The sequence below is a fragment of the Acinetobacter sp. BIGb0196 genome (assembly GCF_011759595.1).
Lineage (GTDB): Bacteria > Pseudomonadota > Gammaproteobacteria > Pseudomonadales > Moraxellaceae > Acinetobacter > Acinetobacter guillouiae.
Genome location: NZ_JAAOZA010000002.1, coordinates 720554 through 740531, shown reverse-complemented (window position 1 = coordinate 740531; position 19978 = coordinate 720554). Strand labels below are relative to the sequence as shown.

The 19978-nt window shown below is 39.5% G+C and carries 21 protein-coding genes; 12 read left to right on the top strand and 9 right to left on the bottom strand.

Annotation, left to right across the window (positions count from 1 at the left end; genetic code table 11):
- Nucleotides 1-86: 86 nt before the first annotated feature.
- The 5 genes from asd (at nucleotide 87) to truA (ending at nucleotide 6035) form a co-directional block, all read left to right on the top strand.
- Nucleotides 87-1205, top strand: a complete 1119-nt coding sequence (asd, locus tag FHR28_RS16265; protein WP_105713974.1) for an aspartate-semialdehyde dehydrogenase — start codon at nucleotides 87-89, stop codon at nucleotides 1203-1205.
- A 162-nt stretch (nucleotides 1206-1367) separates the two neighbouring features.
- The gene (locus FHR28_RS16260) at nucleotides 1368-2861 is read left to right on the top strand and encodes a hypothetical protein (protein WP_166783071.1); all 1494 of its coding nucleotides are present in this window, start codon (nucleotides 1368-1370) and stop codon (nucleotides 2859-2861) included.
- Between the two features lie 46 nt (nucleotides 2862-2907).
- A complete protein-coding gene (locus tag FHR28_RS16255; RefSeq protein ID WP_166783070.1) occupies nucleotides 2908-4206 on the top strand; it encodes a hypothetical protein in 1299 nt (432 codons plus the stop codon).
- A 48-nt stretch (nucleotides 4207-4254) separates the two neighbouring features.
- On the top strand, nucleotides 4255-5229 hold the full coding sequence (locus FHR28_RS16250; RefSeq protein ID WP_151957441.1) for an asparaginase domain-containing protein: 975 nt from the start codon (nucleotides 4255-4257) through the stop codon (nucleotides 5227-5229).
- An 8-nt stretch (nucleotides 5230-5237) separates the two neighbouring features.
- Nucleotides 5238-6035 (top strand): tRNA pseudouridine(38-40) synthase TruA, encoded by a 798-nt coding sequence (gene truA, locus FHR28_RS16245; protein ID WP_151957442.1) that lies wholly within the window; start codon nucleotides 5238-5240, stop codon nucleotides 6033-6035.
- An 88-nt stretch (nucleotides 6036-6123) separates the two neighbouring features.
- Here the strand turns inward: truA and FHR28_RS16240 are convergent, their stop codons facing one another.
- Nucleotides 6124-7134, bottom strand: a complete 1011-nt coding sequence (locus FHR28_RS16240; protein ID WP_004718084.1) for an AraC family transcriptional regulator — start codon at nucleotides 7132-7134, stop codon at nucleotides 6124-6126.
- Between the two features lie 228 nt (nucleotides 7135-7362).
- On the opposite strand from FHR28_RS16240, the gene infA reads away from it, so the two are divergent.
- Both infA and FHR28_RS16230 read left to right on the top strand, forming a co-directional pair.
- The gene (gene infA / locus FHR28_RS16235; protein WP_004718087.1) at nucleotides 7363-7584 is read left to right on the top strand and encodes a translation initiation factor IF-1; all 222 of its coding nucleotides are present in this window, start codon (nucleotides 7363-7365) and stop codon (nucleotides 7582-7584) included.
- 359 nt (nucleotides 7585-7943) lie between these two features.
- Complete coding sequence (locus FHR28_RS16230) at nucleotides 7944-8345, top strand: hypothetical protein (RefSeq protein WP_166783069.1); 402 nt, start codon at nucleotides 7944-7946, stop codon at nucleotides 8343-8345.
- 145 nt (nucleotides 8346-8490) lie between these two features.
- Here FHR28_RS16230 and leuB read toward each other — a convergent pair whose 3' ends face one another.
- The 4 genes from leuB to leuC all read right to left on the bottom strand — a co-directional run bounded on the left by leuB (nucleotide 8491) and on the right by leuC (nucleotide 12408).
- On the bottom strand, nucleotides 8491-9570 hold the full coding sequence (gene leuB, locus FHR28_RS16225) for a 3-isopropylmalate dehydrogenase (protein WP_166783068.1): 1080 nt from the start codon (nucleotides 9568-9570) through the stop codon (nucleotides 8491-8493).
- Nucleotides 9571-9612: 42 nt separating this feature from the next.
- Entirely contained in the window at nucleotides 9613-10182 is a 570-nt protein-coding gene (locus tag FHR28_RS16220) for a hypothetical protein (protein WP_004718093.1), read from the bottom strand.
- A 105-nt stretch (nucleotides 10183-10287) separates the two neighbouring features.
- Nucleotides 10288-10938 carry a 3-isopropylmalate dehydratase small subunit gene (gene leuD / locus FHR28_RS16215; protein ID WP_004718096.1) on the bottom strand — a complete coding sequence of 217 codons (651 nt, stop codon included), beginning with the start codon at nucleotides 10936-10938 and terminating at the stop codon, nucleotides 10288-10290.
- 21 nt (nucleotides 10939-10959) lie between these two features.
- On the bottom strand, nucleotides 10960-12408 hold the full coding sequence (gene leuC, locus FHR28_RS16210; protein ID WP_004818782.1) for a 3-isopropylmalate dehydratase large subunit: 1449 nt from the start codon (nucleotides 12406-12408) through the stop codon (nucleotides 10960-10962).
- A gap of 424 nt (nucleotides 12409-12832) precedes the next feature.
- Here leuC and FHR28_RS16205 point away from each other — a divergent pair, with 424 nt between their 5' ends.
- On the top strand, nucleotides 12833-13081 hold the full coding sequence (locus FHR28_RS16205; RefSeq protein ID WP_171287934.1) for a DUF2061 domain-containing protein: 249 nt from the start codon (nucleotides 12833-12835) through the stop codon (nucleotides 13079-13081).
- A gap of 29 nt (nucleotides 13082-13110) precedes the next feature.
- On the opposite strand, the gene FHR28_RS16200 is transcribed toward FHR28_RS16205, so the two are convergent.
- Nucleotides 13111-13749 (bottom strand): hypothetical protein, encoded by a 639-nt coding sequence (locus tag FHR28_RS16200; RefSeq protein WP_105713981.1) that lies wholly within the window; start codon nucleotides 13747-13749, stop codon nucleotides 13111-13113.
- Between the two features lie 421 nt (nucleotides 13750-14170).
- Here FHR28_RS16200 and FHR28_RS16195 point away from each other — a divergent pair, with 421 nt between their 5' ends.
- Nucleotides 14171-15028 (top strand): LysR family transcriptional regulator, encoded by an 858-nt coding sequence (locus FHR28_RS16195; RefSeq protein ID WP_004718104.1) that lies wholly within the window; start codon nucleotides 14171-14173, stop codon nucleotides 15026-15028.
- Between the two features lie 120 nt (nucleotides 15029-15148).
- On the opposite strand, the gene FHR28_RS16190 is transcribed toward FHR28_RS16195, so the two are convergent.
- Together FHR28_RS16190 and FHR28_RS16185 are read right to left on the bottom strand one after the other, a co-directional pair.
- Nucleotides 15149-15391: a DUF2789 domain-containing protein gene (locus FHR28_RS16190; protein WP_004718105.1), complete on the bottom strand. Its 243-nt coding sequence runs from the start codon at nucleotides 15389-15391 to the stop codon at nucleotides 15149-15151.
- A 178-nt stretch (nucleotides 15392-15569) separates the two neighbouring features.
- Nucleotides 15570-16220, bottom strand: coding sequence for an HAD family hydrolase (locus FHR28_RS16185; RefSeq protein ID WP_166783067.1), 651 nt, complete (start codon nucleotides 16218-16220; stop codon nucleotides 15570-15572).
- A 184-nt stretch (nucleotides 16221-16404) separates the two neighbouring features.
- Between FHR28_RS16185 and FHR28_RS16180 the strand changes: the two genes are divergently transcribed.
- Both FHR28_RS16180 and ptsP read left to right on the top strand, forming a co-directional pair.
- Nucleotides 16405-16908 (top strand): RNA pyrophosphohydrolase, encoded by a 504-nt coding sequence (locus tag FHR28_RS16180; protein WP_004718109.1) that lies wholly within the window; start codon nucleotides 16405-16407, stop codon nucleotides 16906-16908.
- A 77-nt stretch (nucleotides 16909-16985) separates the two neighbouring features.
- Nucleotides 16986-19280 (top strand): phosphoenolpyruvate--protein phosphotransferase, encoded by a 2295-nt coding sequence (gene ptsP, locus FHR28_RS16175; RefSeq protein WP_004718112.1) that lies wholly within the window; start codon nucleotides 16986-16988, stop codon nucleotides 19278-19280.
- A gap of 31 nt (nucleotides 19281-19311) precedes the next feature.
- Here ptsP and FHR28_RS16170 read toward each other — a convergent pair whose 3' ends face one another.
- Complete coding sequence (locus tag FHR28_RS16170) at nucleotides 19312-19500, bottom strand: DUF7230 family protein (protein ID WP_004718115.1); 189 nt, start codon at nucleotides 19498-19500, stop codon at nucleotides 19312-19314.
- Between the two features lie 216 nt (nucleotides 19501-19716).
- Here FHR28_RS16170 and FHR28_RS16165 point away from each other — a divergent pair, with 216 nt between their 5' ends.
- Nucleotides 19717-19911 (top strand): hypothetical protein, encoded by a 195-nt coding sequence (locus FHR28_RS16165; protein WP_166783066.1) that lies wholly within the window; start codon nucleotides 19717-19719, stop codon nucleotides 19909-19911.
- Nucleotides 19912-19978: the final 67 nt, after the last annotated feature.

Below are 19978 nucleotides of genomic sequence, written 5' to 3'. Positions count from 1 at the left end.
TTTCATTGTGTATGCTATTGCAGTTACACACTCTTTTGATACACTCAAACCCCCTTTTATTTTTTAACGCACCGAGGCAAAGTGACATGAAAGTAGGTCTGGTCGGTTGGCGCGGGATGGTTGGTTCTGTCCTTATGCAACGTATGGTTGAAGAGAATGATTTTGCTCATTTTGAGCCATTCTATTTCTCTACCAGTAACGCAGGTGGTGAATCGCCTGCTTTTGGTGGTAAAACTGCTCCAGCACTTATGGAAGCGACGGACATTACCAGTCTGAAGCAAATGGATGTCATTATTACCTGTCAAGGTGGCGACTATACATCAGAAGTCTTTCCTCAGCTAAAAGCTGAAGGTTGGAAAGGCTATTGGATCGATGCAGCTTCTACATTACGTATGGATGATGAAGCAATTATTGTACTCGACCCAGTCAACTTAAATGTTATCAAAGACGGTTTGGTCAATGGTATTAAAACATTTGTTGGTGGTAACTGTACGGTTTCTTTGATGTTGATGGGCATGGGTTCACTGTTCCAACACAATTTGGTGGAATGGATGACGGCGATGACGTATCAAGCCGCTTCAGGTGCTGGCGCGCAAAACATGCGTGAGCTGATCACAGGTATGGGGTATTTATATAACAATACTCAAGACTTGTTAGATGATCCACGTTCTGCGATTTTAGACATCGACAGCCGAATTGCCGAATTACAACGTGGCGAAGCTTTCCCGAAAGCAAACTTCGGTGTGCCTTTAGCAGGTTCGTTGATCCCTTATATTGATAAGCAACTTGAAAGCGGTCAATCTAAAGAAGAGTGGAAAGGTCAAGTTGAAACCAACAAGATCTTAGGTAATGCTCAGATTGTTCCAATTGATGGTCACTGTGTACGTATTGGTGCAATGCGTTGTCACTCTCAAGCCTTAACATTGAAATTGAAAAAAGATGTTCCGCTTGATGAGATTGAAGACATGATTCGTCAGTCTAACCAATGGGCAAAAGTGATTCCAAATACACGCGATGCATCAATGACGGATCTTACTCCAGTCGCTGTAACAGGTACTCTATCTGTGCCAGTAGGTCGTTTACGTAAATTAAATATGGGTAAAGAATATTTAGGCGCATTCACTGTAGGTGACCAATTACTTTGGGGTGCTGCTGAGCCTTTACGTCGTATGTTACGTATCTTAATCGACTATAAAAATGCTTAAAGTCACAAAAAACTCATAAACAATGAAAAAGCCGATCTATCTTGATCGGCTTTTTTATGTAACTATGTTTATGTAACTCTAATGTTAATATTTTACATATAGACTACAGCTAAATATTGTATTATGGGGATGCCTTGAACTTTGTCAGAGCAATGGATAGAGATGACTGTATATAACAAATTAAAAATTGCCATTTTAGCCATCATGACGTCGCAAGCGGTGAGTGCGATTACAATAGACCCGATCCAAGTTCAATCAGGGTCTGGTGATTTGCTTTATGCTGAAATGAAGTTTAGTAATGCAAATCCAAATGAAAAAATAGAAGTCGGATTAGCCGATGCAGATGATATTCAAAATATTGGTATTTCCACGCAAGCACCTGGACATTTAAATTTTTATACTCGTCGTTCAGGAGATGGCACTGGGGTGATTGTGATTACCTCTTCTCGTCCGATTGTTGAATCTGAATTAAATATATTATTAAAAGTCAAAGAAGGGAGTGCAACCCATATTCAGCAAGTCAAAGCCCCACTGACCCGTGGGCGTAGCAACGTCCCTGCTCCAATGAGCAATGCCTTAGTCAAAGAAAAGCCTCTGACACCTCAAATCATCGTCAGCGAAAAAGATATTGCATTAAATTTACCAACCAGCACGCAATACCACGTGACAGCGCCAGAAGTCGTAACTCCACCAGCTATGGCAACCAAAGCAACGACGACAACGGATTCAGCTGGTACTTTAGCGATTAATGTGATTGCACCACCAGCACTCAAAACAGAACAAAAACCAACTACAGTTGCGACAACCACACCACCTGCAGCTACAACCAATACTCCTAACCATCTTCAAAGCAGTGCTCAGAATACGCCACAAACAGCAGCTGTAACAGTGCAACAAGTGCCTCAGCCTCCAGCCGAAAAAGCACCAGTGCAATCTGCAAAAGCTCAGATCCCATCCGCTAAATCAGACGAGCAAAAAGCAGAATCACAAAAGCCAAAAGATTCCAAAGTTGAGACCAAGCAAGCAAAATCGAATGAGTCTCGCGTAGAGAAATCGAAAGCAGAGTCACAAAAAGTGCTTAAACAGGAAAAAGCCAATAAAGCATTAGATAAACAACCTAAACATATTGTTCAGGCCAATGAATCACTGTGGAAAATTGCATCTCGGATTGCAGCAGAAACCAATCAAAGCGTTCCAGAAGTGATGAGACAAATTAAAGCAAATAATGCCAATGCGTTTATTCAAGGTGATGTAAACCGTATTCGTCGTGGCGCTGCACTCAATCTAGCAGCCAGCTATCGTCAAATACCACAAAGCAAAAATAAAGTTGCAACGGCTGCACCTGAAATTGCCAAAAAGCAATCGGGTTCAGCCAAATATCGCTTAGATCAAGCAGAAATGAGTTTAGTCGCAGACAATGAACAACCCGCTGCTCAGAGTCAAGGAAAGCAAAATACACAGTTGAATCAGACCACTACTGAATTATCTACAAAAGTTATGACATCTCGTGAAAAAACGGTTAAATTACAGAAGAATGTGAACCAACTTGCAGCAGGTTTACAACAAAAGAATCAGCGAATTCAATTATTAAATGCTCAGCTCGCTCAATTGCAACAGCAATTACAACAGCAGAATGCAAAAAAACCAAATAGTTAGGATATTCAAAATATTGATTCATTGTACTCAATGAAGGGGAAATAAAATGTTGTTGTATGTGATTCCATTTGTTCTACTCTTGGTCGTGGCGATCGTGCTCAAAAAACGAGAGGATGCCAATAAAGAGAGTGCCAGTACCAATAACAAAAAAAGTAACAATAAAAAGACTTCAAAGAAAAATGTTGCACGTACTGCGCGTACCTCAAAAAAACAACAGACCACTGTTGTTGAAGATGAAGTTATTGTTAAACAAGCAACAAAACCATTAAGCCCTGAATTAAAAAGCAATATTGAAAAGCTGATTGCTGAGAAAAACTATTTTTCTGCTGAAGCAAAAATCAATCAAGTTTTAAACCAAGACAATGCTCAACATGAACTTTATCTTTATCTTTTAGATGTGCATCTGGCACAAAAAGATGAATTTGCAGTGAATCAGTTGATTAATCATATTCGTTCATTGGGCTTAGACGAAATCGTCATTCAAGCCGAAGAACGACGAAAAGCCAATCAAGCGGATCACCCAGTTGAATCGATTGCTTTTGAGCCCTCAAGCCCTGTCGTGCCAGAAAGCAAAAATACAGCTGCCTTTGATGCCTTGATTGGAAATACAGAAACAATTTCACAACCCGCTGTATCTAAAACCGAAACGCAAAATCTGGCACAAGTCGATGCGCTAGAATTCGATCATGCAACGCTTGTTGAACAGAAAGTTGAGACACCGCAACAACCTGTTCAGCCTTTAGAATTTAATCTAGATCCTGCACCTGAAAAAGCGCCAACAACAACACCTGAGCTTTCTTTTGAAGTAGTTCCTCCTGCCCCAGAAATTAAAACTGAAACTGTTCAACCACTAGAGTTCACGTTTACAGCAAATGAACCTGCAGCAGTTCCAGTTGAAAAAGCAGCAGAAGTTGAGATCGCACCAGAATTCAAACTCGATTTTGCTGAACCGATTACGCCAGCAGCTACTGAAGAAAGCACACCAGTACGTGATTTTGAATTTAAACTCACGCCTACTGAACCAGAGACACGGCCCACTTTTAGTTTTGATCTAGATCCAAAACCTGAAACAGTTGAACAAGCACTTAGCACAGCAACACTTAGCCTTGAAACGCCTAGTGAAGCTGAAACCAGTCTGGCCATAGATGCAAACGACCCATTACTCCATTCATTCCCTGAGCTGGCGCAAGTGAATGAAGTTCAATTAAATTTAGACCTCGCTCAACAATATCTAAATTTGGGTGCATATGCTTCCGTTCGTGAGCTACTCTCACAAAATGAAGCAGCGTATACCGCTGAACAACGCCAACAATCACAAAATTTACTCAATCAAATAGCTTCTTAAATCTATTCGTCTTAAGATAAAGCAGTCATGAATGGCTGCTTTTTTATTATGAACAAAAAAATTGCTTTAATTTACATGGGTGGAACTTTTGGCTGTATTGGCGAGCCTTTAGCGCCGATGCCTGATGCTGAGTTTATTCCACAACTCAAAAAGGTCTTAGCACCTCAGTTTAAAATTGAGTGCTTTAAGGCGCCCAGTATCAAAGACAGTAGTGCATGTACAGCCATTGACTGGCTTATGCTGATTCAACAAATACAAAGCCTACAACTCCAAAATTTCCAACACTTTGTCATTATTCATGGTACAGATACGCTCAGTTATGCTGCGGCGACCTTATCACGCTTTTTAGCTGAGTCCTGTCATGTCGTCCTTACTGGAAGCCAATATCCACTGCTCAATATTCAAGGGGACAATACTCGAGAATTCACCGATGCGCTGGATAATTTAAATACCGCACTCGATGCCGTCACTCGACTTCCTGTAGGCGTGTATTTGGCTTTCTACCATCAAGTGATTCATGCAAGAACCACATTAAAAGCCCATAGCACTGCTTTAGATGCGTTTAAAGGACTCAAAGCCGAACAACAAATAGCGGTAGATCATTCCGTCATTCAGGTACAACTTTCACATATCGAAAAAGCCAAATCGCTCAATATCGTCAATTGGATGATGGTGCCGACTGAAATATTACAGTTTGAACGTAATCTGGAAATTTTCTCCAAACATGCTCCGCATTTCTTGATCATTCAAGCTTATGGGGTAGGTAATTTAGCCGTAAATGCGGGCATTATCCAAAAAATTAAAAGCTTGCAGGAAAATGGCTGCCAAATCATTTTATCGACTCAAGTGCCTCTAGGCGGCATGGATCAACGCTATGCGATTAGCCAATGGATCAAAGATTCAAAAATTTTAGTCAGTGATGCACTGAGCCAAGCAGATCTTTATGCCAAAATTGTTAAAATTTATTTACAATACCCCTCTTCGGAACAATGGCATGACCATTGGTATGATCATCCTGAATAGAGGTATTTATGCAACGTTTTGCAATTGGTATTGAGTTTTGTGGCATGCGATATAAAGGTTGGCAAACTCAACAGCCTGGCGTACGTAGTATTCAGGAAACCATGGAAAATGTGCTCAGTAAAATTGCCGACGAGCCTATTATTTTACATGGTGCAGGTCGTACTGACGCGGGTGTCCACGCGACTAATATGGTGGCCCACTTCGATACCAATGCGATTCGCCCTATACGTGGTTGGTTAATGGGTTCAAATAGTCAATTGCCCAAAGACATTTCAATCCAATGGATTAAAGAAATGGATAACGATTTCCATGCACGCTTTAAGGCAAAGGCTCGTCGTTATCGTTATGTGGTCTATCAATCAGCAAACCGCCCTGCCTTGTTACATAAACAAGTAACACATGCCTATTATCCACTCGATGTGGATAAAATGATTGAAGCGGCGCAAAAATTTCAAGGCACGCATAATTTTGAAAGCTTCCGCGCTGCTGCATGTCAGTCCAATCAGCCTGTACGTCATGTCAAACATTGTCGCTTAATTCGTCATGGCAACTATCTAGTTCTCGATATTCAGGCAGATGGCTTCTTACACCACATGGTACGTAACATCATGGGCTGCTTACTTGAGATTGGCCAAGGTCTATATGAAGTGGATCATATTGATGAAATTTTTGCGGCACAAGATCGTAAAGCGGCAGGAATCACTGCACCACCAGATGGGCTTTATTTTATTCATGCAGATTACCCAGAACAATTTGAATTGCCTCAACCACCTTTAGGCCCACATTGGTTAAATATGCCTGAATAATTTTTTGGGGCTGCATATAAAAAATCCTTCTCAATAGAAGGATTTTTTATATTAAAACTGTTCAGTTCGTTTCCCACAAGCATACGATTTAACGCTGCTTACGCTTTCTATATTCCACAGGCGTTTCATTGGTCCAGCGTTTAAATGCACGGTAAAACGTACTTGGCTCAGAGAATCCAGTCAAATAAACAATACGCTCAACACTTTCGGTGGTATTGGCCAACAGTTTCTTGGCTAAGCGACAACGATAATCAGAAAGAATTTGCTGAAAACTGGTATTGGCTTCCGAAAGCTGTGTACGTAAACGACGTGGGGTAATGCTGAGTTGTGCAGCAACAGTTTCAAGGGTTGTTTCACCACTTTCCAAAGTGGAGCCTATGGCACGGCGTACTTCACCCACCAAATCATAACGTGCAAGCTCTTGCAGTTTTTCAATTGCAAGTTGTTCATGCAATTGCAATAACTCAGGCTCTGCTTGCCACAATGGATATTCTAAAATTGAAGGATCAAAATAAAGACGTGTCTCTTTTTGCCCTAAACTGACAGGACAACCATAAACACGATAATACTCACCATCAGAAGCGCCATTGGCAAAATTAAAATCGATGTAAATCGGTTCAAATCGTCCTTCAGTGATAAATTTAAAGAAGCGTAAAATCCCTGAAATAGCACATTCTGAAAAATGACGATTGACGATGTTCTCACCCCAAGGCTGCTCACCATTGGTTAAATAACAACGCCCGTCATCATCAATGATCAATTTGGCATGAAATGCATCGCTAATTAAACGTTGATAAGCCAAAGCACGCTTTAAGCCTTCGCCAAAATTTTCACTTGAAATAAACAGGTGTTCGATCACTTGCCCACGATACAGTGGCAAGTGCTCTCCGAGGTGTAAACCAATATCTGGATCATTACTGACTTCCTCCGCAGCGACCCAAAATGCAAATTGTGCATTCAACGGTGTTCGAGCATTTTGGTCGACCTGACCCAATGCTACCCCAGCCTTTGATAATATTTCTTCTGTCGGCAATCCTGCACGACGGATCGCTTGATAGCCTAATCGTAAAACAACCGAAGCATCAGTTAGCTGACTCACGCAGTGCCCTTCCTTGTATGTTATTCATTTATACTTAAAACATTTAATTTAGATTACAGTCGATTGACCAAACTGACAATATTTATCCGCTTTTTTTTGTAGAAATTGTTTAACAATATGTTCGCTTATTTTCAAGTCATCTACCGCCTTGTAATGCCGAATATTCTTGTCTTTCTGCAAAAAATTGCCTATAATTTGCGCCTTTCCAATTTGATCATCAGGTAGGCTATGGCCAATAAAGAGGAACTTATCGAGTTCGAAGGCGTTGTCACCGAAACGCTTCCTAATACTATGTTCCGTGTGCGTTTAGAAAACGGTCACGAAGTGATTGCTCACATTTCTGGTAAAATGCGTAAACACTATATTCGTATTTTAACAGGCGATAATGTAAAAGTTGAAATGACACCATATGACTTAACAAAAGGTCGTATTACATATCGTGCACGCTAAGTTTTAGTGTAAGCAAAAGCCACTTTTAGGTGGCTTTTTCATTATCCACAAGATTTATCCTCCTGCTTACGATCTTTTATCGTCTGGCAACTATACATCTGACACATTAAAATCTGTTTCATATACCTATTTATCACTTGTAATCCATTTACTTCAAAGTTGATAGCACTAATTTGTTCTAAATTTTAATACAACTGATCTTTTCACAGCTTCACCAGTTCTGTCTGTTTGACTCTTTTTAGTAAAATCTATACCACTTGGTTTGCCCAGCAAATGATCTAGATACATATGCATGTATATTTATTATACTAAATAGAGATCATTTCTAAATTAAGTTAACTATGGATCAGGTGAAGCTTATGAAAATACATGTATGTATGTTTTTATTGGCATCTATTGCACTTGTTGGATGTACAAGCTTAAACACCCGACCAGCAAATTTAGATCAATATTTACAGCAATTCATTGGTAAAACCAGTACTGAAATTCAAAGCAATTTAAATTTTAAGGCAATGGGGTATCAGGTAAGCGATAAAATCCAAACCAGTAATAGCACCTTAAGCTATACCATCCTTAGACCAATCAATATCCCCATGGCAGGAGGCAATGCGACTGTAGGCCCTAATGCAATGGGTCTGCCAGTGATTCGTTATGATACGACAGGCACGCCAAGCTATGACATTAATTTTAATTGTAAAGTCACTTTTCAATTAAAAGATGGTGTTGCTGAATCTGTTGAGTATTTAGGTCGAGCCTGTTAGCTGTTTTAAAGTGAATCTAATACCCATCACTATAATGGCGAGAATATGAATAGACTTTTATCAAAACTTATCAAAAGCTAAAATTTAACAATAAAAAACACAGCTTAAGCTGTGTTTTTTATTGCCAAGCATTTAAAACAGGTATTTAAGCAATCGCTGCAACGACAGCCTCACCCATTTCAGCCGTACCAACTTTACGCATACCATCAGACATAATATCGCCAGTACGCAAACCTTGGTCTAAAACTTGCCCTACAGCATCCTCAATGGCTTTTGCAGCCACTTCTTCACGGAAGGTGTAGCGTAGCATCATTGCCACAGAAAGAATGGTTGCAAGTGGATTAGCAACGTTTTGGCCAGCAATGTCAGGAGCAGAACCATGACAAGGTTCATACATACCTTTGCCATTCTCATCTAAAGAGGCAGATGGAAGCATACCAATAGAGCCGGTTAGCATTGCTGCTTCATCGGAAAGAATGTCACCAAACAAGTTCCCTGTCACAATCACATCAAACTGTTTTGGCGCACGAACCAATTGCATTGCTGCATTATCGACGTACATATGTGAAAGTTGAATATTTGGATATTGTTGTTCTTTAAGTGCAGTCACTGTTTGCTTCCAAAGCTCAGTCACTTCAAGCACGTTGGCTTTATCCACTGAACAAACTTTACCACCGCGTAAGTTTGCCATTTCAAAAGCAACTTTTGCGATACGTTTAATTTCAGACTCTGAATAAACGTCAGTGTTATAACCTTGCTTCTCACCATTTTCGAGTTCACGAATACCACGTGGTTGACCAAAGTAGATGCCACCCGTCAATTCGCGAACAATAAGGATATCTAAACCCGAAACTATCTCTGGTTTAAGACTAGATGCATCCGCCAATTGCGGATAAAGGATTGCAGGGCGTAAGTTAGCAAATAGATTTAATTCACTACGAATTTTCAATAAGCCACGTTCTGGACGAATTGAACGTTCAATATTATCCCATTTTGGACCGCCTACAGCACCCAGTAAGATTGCATCTGCTTTTTTCGCTTGTTCCGCTGTTACAGTTGGATAAGGTTCGCCATGTGCATCAATTGCTGCACCCCCTAACAAACCCTGTTCCCATGTTAAACCTAAATTAAATTTATCATTGACACGTGCCAGTACTTTTTCAGCAGCAGCAACGATCTCAGGACCGATACCATCACCTGCCAAAATCAAAATTTGTTTAGACATTTGTAGTTCCATTTATTGTTCAGTATCTATACTGATGTGAGATTAAATCTTCTGTTCAACAAATTCGCTCACGCCAGTCACCGCATTATGCGGGCGACAAAAACGGCGAATTGTCCGTTTTTCTTGAATCATATCGACACATAACGGTGTCGGTGAAGAAACATTCAGTAAACTTCCTGAACCCTGTGACCTTAAGCGATACATCTTAAATGTGTATTTTTGATTTGCTTTAAAATCATGAATAACATGGAAAACTTCAGCATGCTGTTTAGTGATTGGATAGAATCGAATCACCATCTCATATTGCTGAGGTGGAATCGTTAAATAAACACCATTTTGATCTAAAGGCTCACCTGTTAATTTGAGATAACCCTTTTGAATGGCGCTACGATTGGCACGTTGTGCACGTTCATCCATGATAATCACATCATTTAAGCGCGCAAATTCACAATGCTCTGCACCTGAACAATAGACAGAAACCGAATTTTGGCTGACATGTTTATTTTCAGCTTGCTTGATACGCATTAAATCAACCATTTGAGTGGATTGACATGCACTAAGCATAAAGCTTGTTAAACCGATTAAAACACTGCAACTCAAAAACTTAGTCATTGCTCAACCCCAACCCTCACTTCACTGAGTCAACATTCATTTTGTTATACTCGCATGTTAGCAAGAGTTAGGCATTCACGCTATGTGTAAAATGTTCGCTGAAAATTAACCTTGAATTTCAGCAAATACCCAAGGGCGTGATTGTTTGGTTTTTTCTTCATAAGCACGAATTTCATCCGCAGCCTGTAAAGTCAAACCAATATCATCCAAGCCATTCAATAAACAGTGTTTACGAAATGGATCTACTTCAAATTTAAAAGCTTCACCACTTGGTGTACGGACTTCTTGAGCTTCTAAATCAATGGTTAATTGATAGCCTTCCTGAGCAGCACATTCTTTAAATAATTGATCCACAACAGATTCAGGCAAAATCACTGGCAACATGCCATTTTTAAAACTGTTATTGAAAAAGATGTCTGCGTAGCTTGGTGCAATCACTGTGCGAAAACCATACTCTTCCAATGCCCAAGGCGCATGTTCACGACTTGAACCGCAACCAAAATTGGCACGAGAAATTAATACAGATGCCGCTTGGTAACGTGGCTGATTCAAAATAAAATCAGGATTCTTCGGACGTTTAGAATTGTCCTGTCCCGGATAACCTTCATCTAAATAACGTAATTCATCAAATAAGTTATCACCAAAACCGGTGCGTTTAATTGACTTTAAAAACTGCTTTGGAATGATTAAGTCGGTATCTACATTGGCACGGTCTAAAGGTGCAACAATACCCTGTTCAACGGTATAAGCTTTCATCTCTTTGCTCCTTAAGCCTGATTAGAATGAACGTACATCAACAAAGTGACCTGCAATTGCTGCCGCAGCGGCCATTGCTGGACTGACAAGGTGAGTACGTCCACCATTGCCCTGACGGCCTTCAAAGTTACGATTTGAAGTCGATGCACAATGTTCACCCGGTTGTAACTTATCAGCATTCATCGCCAAACACATTGAACAACCTGGCTCACGCCACTCAAAACCAGCTTCGATCAAGATTTTATCTAAACCTTCCGCTTCCGCTTGTTGTTTCACTAAACCAGAGCCTGGAACAACCATGGCCTGTTTAATACTAGACGCTACTTTTTTACCTTTTGCCACTTCTGCAGCAGCACGAATATCTTCAATACGTGAGTTGGTGCAAGAACCAATGAATACACGATCTAATTGAATATCAGCCAATGCCTGACCTGCGTTTAAACCCATATATTGATACGCACGGGTCCAGTCATTACGCTGTACATCATCTTTGGCCTGTTCCAAAGTTGGAACAGCTTGAGATACAGGAATCACCATCTCAGGAGAAGTGCCCCAAGATACTTGTGGTTCAATTTCTTCACCATTTAAAACTACGATCGTATCAAAATGTGCATCTTCATCAGAATGTAAAGTATTCCAATACGCGACTGCCGCATCCCACTGTTGGCCTGTTGGTGCATAAGGACGATCTTTAACATATTCAATCGTTTTATCATCGACCGCAACCATACCAACACGCGCACCGCCTTCGATTGCCATATTGCACACGGTCATACGCCCTTCAATCGACATATCACGGAATACCTGACCACCAAATTCAATCGCATGCCCTGTACCGCCAGCCGTTCCGATTTTACCAATAATTGCCAAAACCACGTCTTTTGGTGTAACGCCTTGACCTAATGTTCCGTCAACACGCACCAACATGTTTTTCATTTTCTTCTGTACTAAGCATTGTGTTGCCAATACATGTTCAACTTCTGACGTTCCGATCCCGTGTGCCAAACAACCGAATGCGCCATGTGTCGCTGTATGCGAGTCACCACATACCACCGTCATACCCGGTAAAGTTAAACCTTGTTCTGGCCCAACGACATGTGCAATACCTTGACGCACATCGTTTATGTCAAATTGCACCACATTAAAGGTTTTACAGTTATCGTCTAAGGTCTGAACTTGGATACGAGAAGTATCATCTTCAATCCCAGCAATCCCTTCTGAACGCTCTTTGGTTGATGTAGGAACATTATGGTCAGGTGTTGCAACATTAGCACTTAAACGCCAAGGTTTACGCCCAGCAAGTTGTAGGCCTTCGAATGCTTGTGGAGAAGTCACTTCATGCAATAAATGACGGTCGATATAAAGTAATGCTGAGCCATCATCACGTTGTGTTACAAGATGGTCATCCCACAATTTGTCATACAAAGTTTTTACTGATTCTGTTTTTGCTTTTTGGTTTTCGCCTGCCATGTCGAAATGCTCCACTGGACTGGGTAATTCTTTCATTCACTCAATTATAACCACGTTTTTACATAAATCTAATTTATCATTTTTATTAATTTAAAAACTTTTTGGAATTAATCTTATCAAAATAAATGCTCCTTAAATCACCTTTATAAAGTATTTAAATCAATGATATATTTTCAATGACTTTAAAAGCACTTGGCTTAATCATCAAGAAAAAATAGAGCTTAGACAAATAAATGTACGTCCTAAACCATAAATTAAGCAAATCCATTATTTAAAAAGAAGTCAATAAATCCTATATCAACAATCACGATGCAAGGTATCAAGAATAAAATATCGCTTTATCCAATCAACATTAATCAAAAAAACCTTTTTACATTGCAATTGATAATGATTATTATTTAACTATTGAATTAAATAAGTGGTGATCCTCATGGCGAGTATCCAAAATTTCCTACAAAGCAATCAACGTGTTTTCAAAAAAACCTTAAGTTATTACATCATGCATATCACAGTAGCGATGTTAGTTGCTTATGCCGTGACTGGTAATTTTTGGATGGCCGTGACATTAAGTTTACTTGAACCAACTGTACAAGCATTTGCATTCTTTTTCCATGAAAAGGCCTGGAATAAACGAGACCAAAAGGCAGCAGAAAGTACTGAAATTAAAGTCTAAATCAGATGTATTTTCTGTGGCTGGAGGTGCTAATCACCACCGCCTCCTCCACAGCTGCTACAACTACTACAAGAAGAAGATGAATCAGAACTTGTACTATGTGAATGGCTCGAATCACTGGATGAACTTGATCCTGAACATGAGCTAGAAGAACATGATGATGTTGCAGAAGCCTGTGGAAGATCTGAAGTTGAACTCATCATTTGGCTATACATTGTCATCATAAACGGTAAGCTAAAAATTAACCCCCGCTCCCATCGAACATGGGCATCAACCTGAAAAATTCGCGGTAAGACCTGCGTGTTTTGTGGATTCAATCCATGTAAAGCACATGCCCCATGCCAAGTATTGAGCAATTGCTGTCTCTGAGCAGCTCGCTGTGATTCAGTTGCTTGTAAATCATGTGGTTTATGAATCAATTCATAGCCTAAAAAACGTTGGCTCATGGACTGATAAAAGTCATCAAATTCTTCAATCAATATATGCCATAACGCGTCCACTGAGTGTGAAGGCATTGCATAAGCTCCCCTACGCCATAAATGAATTGCTAAATAGTCTTTAAAACCTTCTTCAATCAATGGATAGGAAGATTGTCTGATATTTGGATGTCTTTGTTTAAAAGCAAGCCAAATACGATTTGGAAATTTAAAACTCTCCAAATCTTGCATTTTTCTTAAGCGATTTAATCGAAGCTTCAACCAAATTATGCTGAGAATAGCGATGATAATGCTGGGGAAATAGATATTGAAAAAATATACAAAGATTAAACCTAGAGCAGAAAATATCAGTATCGTGGTAAAAAATCGAAGCCAAGTTTTAGAGAAGGTATTTCTAGTATGTTGTTGAAAATAGTGAATAGTGGTGTTTGTTGATTGATTCAAATAGCTTTCCTTTTGTTGTTTTTATGCGCTGACTATAAATGAGCTTTGCTTAAATTGTATAGTAAAAAGTTGTATTAAATTTTTTCTAAAGTGCGAATACAACCAATCACTTTGCTAAAAATAAAAAAATTTGAAAATTACTTTGATTAATTCTTAAATTTTCTAAATAATGAATTAAGCATAAAAATTCTTTATGGATGGAAATATTATGAATCTCGCTGCTTTTGAAGCCTTTGTCAAAGTTATGGAAACTGGTTCGATTTCTATGGCAGCAGAACATCTGTTTATTACTCAGCCAGCTGTCACTAAACGCATACATAGCTTAGAAGAATATTTCGGCGTCAAACTTTTTGAGTCTGCAGGTCGTGGTGTTCAAGCCACACATGCAGCGCATTCATTATTACCTAAAGTAAAAAACTGGTTAAATGAATTGGGAGATATTCACCATACCCTGAGTCATGAGCAAGGTGAAGTTCGAGGAAAACTCAAGATTGGCACCAGTCACCATATTGGCCTACACCATTTACCACAGCATTTAAAAAAATATGTACAGCACTTTCCTGAAGTCAAACTAGATGTACATTTTGTGGACTCTGAACAAGCGCATGAACAAGTGCTTGCTGGGGATTTAGAACTGGCATTTTTAACTCTTCCGCCACAAGGTGATGAGCGTTTGCGTTATATCACGATTTGGAATGATCCTTTGGTATTCGTGGTTGCACCCTTTCATCCTTTGGCACAAAAAAAGAACCTTAAACTTGAAGATCTGATCGAATACCCAAGCTTATTGCCAGCAGCACAGACTTATACCAGTCAAATTACCTTGGCAGAGTTTGAAAAGAAAGGTTTAAAGCCAAAAATTACCATGAGCAATAATCCGCTTGAATCTATTCGGATGTTGGTTTCCATTGGTTTAGGCTGGTCTGTTCTACCTAAAACTTTGTTAAATCAAGACTTACAACAACTTGATATTCGTTTTGAAATGAACCGCCAATTGGGTATGGTTTGGCATCCTGGACGTACCCAGTCTAGAGCTGTACAGGAATTGATTGAGATGATGAAATAATCTCCTGCAATAAAAATCCCTTATCTTGTTACTCAAAATAAGGGATTTACATATTACACAGGAATGATCGTACTTATCTTTCCCCCTCATTCCCTTATAAAATCTTCATTGCACAATTTTTTACTTTACCGAGTCTTCATGTAGAGACTCGTTTAACTGATCAACCACTAATGCCCATTCACCATCAGATTTAATTTTTTCAGCAAGAAACTGACGTTGTCCCTCACTCCAATAAGATGCGTCTGTAATTAGAGTATCTGCATCCAACTGGTGATTTTCAATAAAACTTTGAATTGCTTCTTCGCTAGAATCCAAGCCGAGTTGTTCAAATAAATTGGTCATTCTTGGACGTGTCTGGCTCATTATATAATCTCCGTCAGTTTTAAAAGTACTCAAATCAACATAGCATTTTTACACTATAAATGAAGTACAAAATCTTCATTTATAAAAATATTTACAAAACTTCTCATTTTTGACAAAACAATCAAGCCATAAAAAAGCAATGATCAACACTGCTTTAAATCACAATAATCAGCCCATCTCAAATCAACCAATCTTGGATATCCCAACCCTGTTCTTTTGCCAGATGCTCAAGACGATCATCAGGATTTACTGCAATCGCATGGTCAGCATATTCCAATAAAAAACGATCATTAATCGAATCTGAATAAGCCCATGATTCAGTGACAGTACGACCATCGAGCCATTGATCCAAACGTGCCAATTTACCTTTTTGGTAACATGGAATATTGGTCACTTTCCCCGTGTACTTCCCATCTTTTATTTCAGCATTGGTCGCAATAATTTCGCTGATACCAAATTCACGAAAAATAGGTGCAGTAATAAAATCTGAGGTTGCCGTAATACCAACCAACGCATGGCCTAAATCTTTATGTTTTTGAATCGCGGCAAAACCAGCTGGACGCATTTGTGGACGGATCACTTTTTGCATAAATAACTGATGTAACTCAGTTAAATAATCATTATCATGTTGAGTAAGAAACTCAAAGACAAATTCATTATAAGCAATTGGATCAAGCTTGCCTGCTTTATAGTCTTCATAAAACTGATCATTCATCGCACGATGTCGGACTGGATCGACCAAGCCTTCATTGACTAAGAACTCTCCCCAAGAATGGTCAGAATCTGTATTTAATAAGGTGTGATCTAAGTCAAACAGCGCCAATTCCATGAAAATACTCGTTTAAACTGAAATTTAAGAAAAAAATTGTAAATCTATCACCGCTAGTCGATAGAAATTCGTTAAGATCATAGCAATTTTAAAACATTATTACTTTGACTTTATCGAGTTGGACAAAAGAGTGTATGTCCCCATATATAAAGTCAAATGAAATTAACAAATTTTAGGTAGCCAAATGATCGACTCAGAAGGTTTCCGACCCAACGTCGGGATCATTTTGGCAAACGATATTGGACAAGTTTTATGGGCAAAACGCATTGGACACAATGCTTGGCAATTTCCTCAAGGAGGCATCCAGTTTGGAGAGACTCCTGAGCAAGCTCTATTTAGAGAACTACGAGAAGAAGTTGGGCTCCTACCCGAACATGTCCAAATTATTGCCCAGACAGATGACTGGTTGCATTATCGTTTGCCGCTTCGATACATTCGCTCGGATTCCGATCCGATTTGTATTGGACAAAAGCAAAAATGGTTTTTACTGAAACTCACAGCTTCAACGAAACATATTCAGTTGAATCTCTCTGACCCGCCGGAGTTTGATCAATGGCAATGGGTTAGTTACTGGTACCCGCTTGGACAAGTGGTGAATTTTAAACGAGATGTTTATCGTAAAGCGATGATGGAGTTATGTATGCGAATGCCGCAATATACAGCTGAAATTTCTTCAAAATATGAATGATTTTTCAAGGTAGTACTGTTATAAATAATACTGATGAAGTCGCTTTAAAACATAGCTTAAATTAGGAGCATACATCCATGTCGAACATGCAACTGGACACATTAAGACGTATTGTACAAGAGATCAATGCGTCAGTCAGTTTGCATGATTCTTTGGAAATCATGGTCAATCAAGTTTCCGAAGCCATGCATGTTGATGTTTGCTCTATTTACCTTTTAGATGAACGTAACCAACGTTATGTACTCATGGCAACCAAAGGCTTAAACCAAGAATCTGTGGGGACAGTTTCCTTACAACTTGGCGAGGGTTTGGTTGGTTTAGTGGGGCAACGTGAAGAGATTGTCAACTTAGACAATGCGTTTAAACATGAACGGTTTGCCTACTTCCCCGAGACAGGGGAAGAGATCTATAACTCGTTCCTTGGTGTTCCAGTCATGTATCGCCGCAAAGTGATGGGCGTGATGGTGGTTCAGAACACCGAACCTCAAGATTTTAGCGAGGCAGCAGAATCATTTCTGGTGACCTTGTGTGCACAACTCTCTGGGGTAATTGCTCATGCACATGCAGTGGGTAATATTGATGTTTTCCGTAAACCCAGCAATTCATCTAATTACAAGACCTTCCAAGGTTCATCTGGTGCAGGCGGTATTGCACTTGGTCGTGCCATCATCCTTTACCCTCCGGCAGATTTAGCTTCAGTCCCAGACCGTGATGCGGATGATATCAGTGAAGAACTTAAGCTTTTAGATCAAGCCATTGCGTCTGTACGCAATGAAATTCAATCGCTTGATGACAAAATGCAAGATTCGCTCATGGCAGAGGAACGTGCTTTATTTAGCGTGTTCTTACGTATGTTGGATGAAAATGCGCTACCTGCTGAAATTAAAGAAATCATCCGAGATGGGAGCTGGGCGCAAGGTGCTGTTAAAAATGTGATTGAACGCCATGTTGCGCTTTTTGCACAAATGGAAGATGACTATTTACGTGAGCGCGTATCTGATTTAAAAGACCTTGGACGCCGAATCCTAGCAGCATTACAAGAAGGTGATACCAGCCATAAAGAGATCACCTCTGAAAGTATTTTAATTGGAGATGAGATTAGTACGGCTGCTTTGGTTGAGCTTCCTGTAGATAAAATCGCCGCGATTGTAACCTCTGAAGGGGCTGCCAACTCACACATGGTGATTGTCGCCCGTGCTCTCGGTATTCCAACTGTGGTGGGTGTTACTGAGCTGCCGGTAAATACGCTTGATGACGTTGAAATGATTGTCGATGCTTATCAAGGCCGGGTTTTTGTCAATCCACCACGTCGTTTACGTACACGTTATAAAGAGATCCAAAAAGAAGAAGAACAAATTGCCAAAGATTTAAAGCAATACGAAACCAAAGATGCCATTACACCTGATGGTGTTGCTGTAAAGCTGTATGTCAATACCGGTCTAATGATTGATGTGGTACGTGGGGTTCAACGTGGTGCAAAAGGCGTAGGGCTTTATCGTTCTGAAATTCCATTTATGCTGCGTGAACGCTTCCCGGGCGAAGAAGAACAGCGTGCGATTTATCGTCAACAGCTTAGTCACTTTGCCAACAAACCTGTGGTGATGCGTACACTTGATATTGGTGCGGATAAAGACCTGCCATATTTCCAAATTGAAGAAGAAAACTCAGCTTTAGGATGGCGCGGCATTCGTTTTACCCTTGATCACCCTGAAATCTTTTCCTCACAAATCCGAGCAATGTTAAAAGCCAGTATCGGCTTAAATAATCTGCATATTTTATTGCCAATGGTCACCAGTGTCAGTGAAGTAGAAGAAGCACTTTACTTACTGGAACGTGACTGGATTGCGGTTCAAGAAGAAGAGCAAGTTAACTTCGCCAAACCGAAAATCGGGATTATGGTTGAAGTACCGAGTGTACTTTTACAAATTGGTGAATTTGCTGAATTGGTCGATTTCTTCTCAGTCGGTTCAAATGACTTGATTCAATATTTATTGGCAGTTGATCGTAATAATCCGCGTGTATCCAGTGTTTATTCACACTTCCACCCTTCTGTACTTCGCGCTTTAACGCGTTTGGTTCAAGAATGTCATAAGTATGAAAAACCGATCAGTATTTGTGGAGAAATGGCAGGCGACCCACTCTCAGCTATCTTACTTATGGCAATGGGATTCAATACCTTATCGATGAGTTCAAGTAATATTCTGCGAGTGCGTAAAGCGATTTGTCATGTATCGATGACAGATGCACAAAAGCTATTAGAAGAAGTGATTGCGATGAATAACCCACTCATGGTCAAGAGCTGGATGGAGTATTACTTTAAACATCATGGTTTGGCTGATATGGTGAAATCGAATCGTCTAGTCAATATTTAATTATTTATTTTTATTAGATTTTTATAATTATTTAAGCAAAAATTGCAGTCCACAAAAAAGGCCGATAATCATCAGAATATCGACCTTTTTTGTGTTTATCATAACCACGTTTTGCATTCTTTTTACGATCTACAAACACTTGGCTTTTGTTGACTTCATGCATGTGTTTGGCCACAAAGTTGTGAATCACAACCTCTGGCATTGCTTTTTTCTTTGCCATTTTCTTTACCTATTTTGCTGTATACCACTTGATCAGTGGGAATCTGATATTACGCTTTTTTGTGTAGAATACAAGTATATAAAAACATAATTACAATAACTTTCAATAAACCACAAAAATATTAAATATTTTCAACAATATAAATTTGCCGAATTTTAAAAATGCATATATATTGTATATACATTTTTGATTATCACCTTTGGGGATAAATACGTCATGGCTGAACTACCCAAAAAGACAAAGGTGAATAAAAAAGATGGGCAACTCTTAATTCGCATTAACAGTGCTGAGCGTGACCAGTTTTTACAACTCTGTGAAACGAGGGATACCAGTGCAGCACGTGAGTTAAGAAAATTTATCCGTAGTTTTATCAAAAAACATCAGCCAACGGATACTCAAACTAAGGAGTAACATGATGTCTAAGCAAGTTAAATCTTTAAAACAGAAAATCAAAGCACGTTTGGAAAAAATCTCCAAA

What these genes read in the sequence shown, in the direction of transcription:
- truA (WP_151957442.1), top strand. Translation starts at nt 5,238, where the DNA reads ATGCAACGTTTTGCAATTGGTATTGAGTTTTGTGGCATGCGATATAAA.
- FHR28_RS16190 (WP_004718105.1), bottom strand. Translation starts at nt 15,391, where the DNA reads ATGAGCCAGACACGTCCAAGAATGACCAATTTATTTGAACAACTCGGC.
- FHR28_RS16170 (WP_004718115.1), bottom strand. Translation starts at nt 19,500, where the DNA reads ATGGCAAAGAAAAAAGCAATGCCAGAGGTTGTGATTCACAACTTTGTG.
- infA (WP_004718087.1), top strand. Translation starts at nt 7,363, where the DNA reads ATGGCCAATAAAGAGGAACTTATCGAGTTCGAAGGCGTTGTCACCGAA.
- leuC (WP_004818782.1), bottom strand. Translation starts at nt 12,408, where the DNA reads ATGGCAGGCGAAAACCAAAAAGCAAAAACAGAATCAGTAAAAACTTTG.
- FHR28_RS16200 (WP_105713981.1), bottom strand. Translation starts at nt 13,749, where the DNA reads ATGCAAGATTTGGAGAGTTTTAAATTTCCAAATCGTATTTGGCTTGCT.
- FHR28_RS16195 (WP_004718104.1), top strand. Translation starts at nt 14,171, where the DNA reads ATGAATCTCGCTGCTTTTGAAGCCTTTGTCAAAGTTATGGAAACTGGT.
- FHR28_RS16185 (WP_166783067.1), bottom strand. Translation starts at nt 16,220, where the DNA reads ATGGAATTGGCGCTGTTTGACTTAGATCACACCTTATTAAATACAGAT.
- FHR28_RS16165 (WP_166783066.1), top strand. Translation starts at nt 19,717, where the DNA reads ATGGCTGAACTACCCAAAAAGACAAAGGTGAATAAAAAAGATGGGCAA.
- leuB (WP_166783068.1), bottom strand. Translation starts at nt 9,570, where the DNA reads ATGTCTAAACAAATTTTGATTTTGGCAGGTGATGGTATCGGTCCTGAG.
- FHR28_RS16230 (WP_166783069.1), top strand. Translation starts at nt 7,944, where the DNA reads ATGAAAATACATGTATGTATGTTTTTATTGGCATCTATTGCACTTGTT.
- ptsP (WP_004718112.1), top strand. Translation starts at nt 16,986, where the DNA reads ATGTCGAACATGCAACTGGACACATTAAGACGTATTGTACAAGAGATC.
- leuD (WP_004718096.1), bottom strand. Translation starts at nt 10,938, where the DNA reads ATGAAAGCTTATACCGTTGAACAGGGTATTGTTGCACCTTTAGACCGT.
- FHR28_RS16255 (WP_166783070.1), top strand. Translation starts at nt 2,908, where the DNA reads ATGTTGTTGTATGTGATTCCATTTGTTCTACTCTTGGTCGTGGCGATC.
- FHR28_RS16180 (WP_004718109.1), top strand. Translation starts at nt 16,405, where the DNA reads ATGATCGACTCAGAAGGTTTCCGACCCAACGTCGGGATCATTTTGGCA.
- FHR28_RS16260 (WP_166783071.1), top strand. Translation starts at nt 1,368, where the DNA reads ATGACTGTATATAACAAATTAAAAATTGCCATTTTAGCCATCATGACG.
- FHR28_RS16250 (WP_151957441.1), top strand. Translation starts at nt 4,255, where the DNA reads ATGAACAAAAAAATTGCTTTAATTTACATGGGTGGAACTTTTGGCTGT.
- FHR28_RS16220 (WP_004718093.1), bottom strand. Translation starts at nt 10,182, where the DNA reads ATGACTAAGTTTTTGAGTTGCAGTGTTTTAATCGGTTTAACAAGCTTT.
- asd (WP_105713974.1), top strand. Translation starts at nt 87, where the DNA reads ATGAAAGTAGGTCTGGTCGGTTGGCGCGGGATGGTTGGTTCTGTCCTT.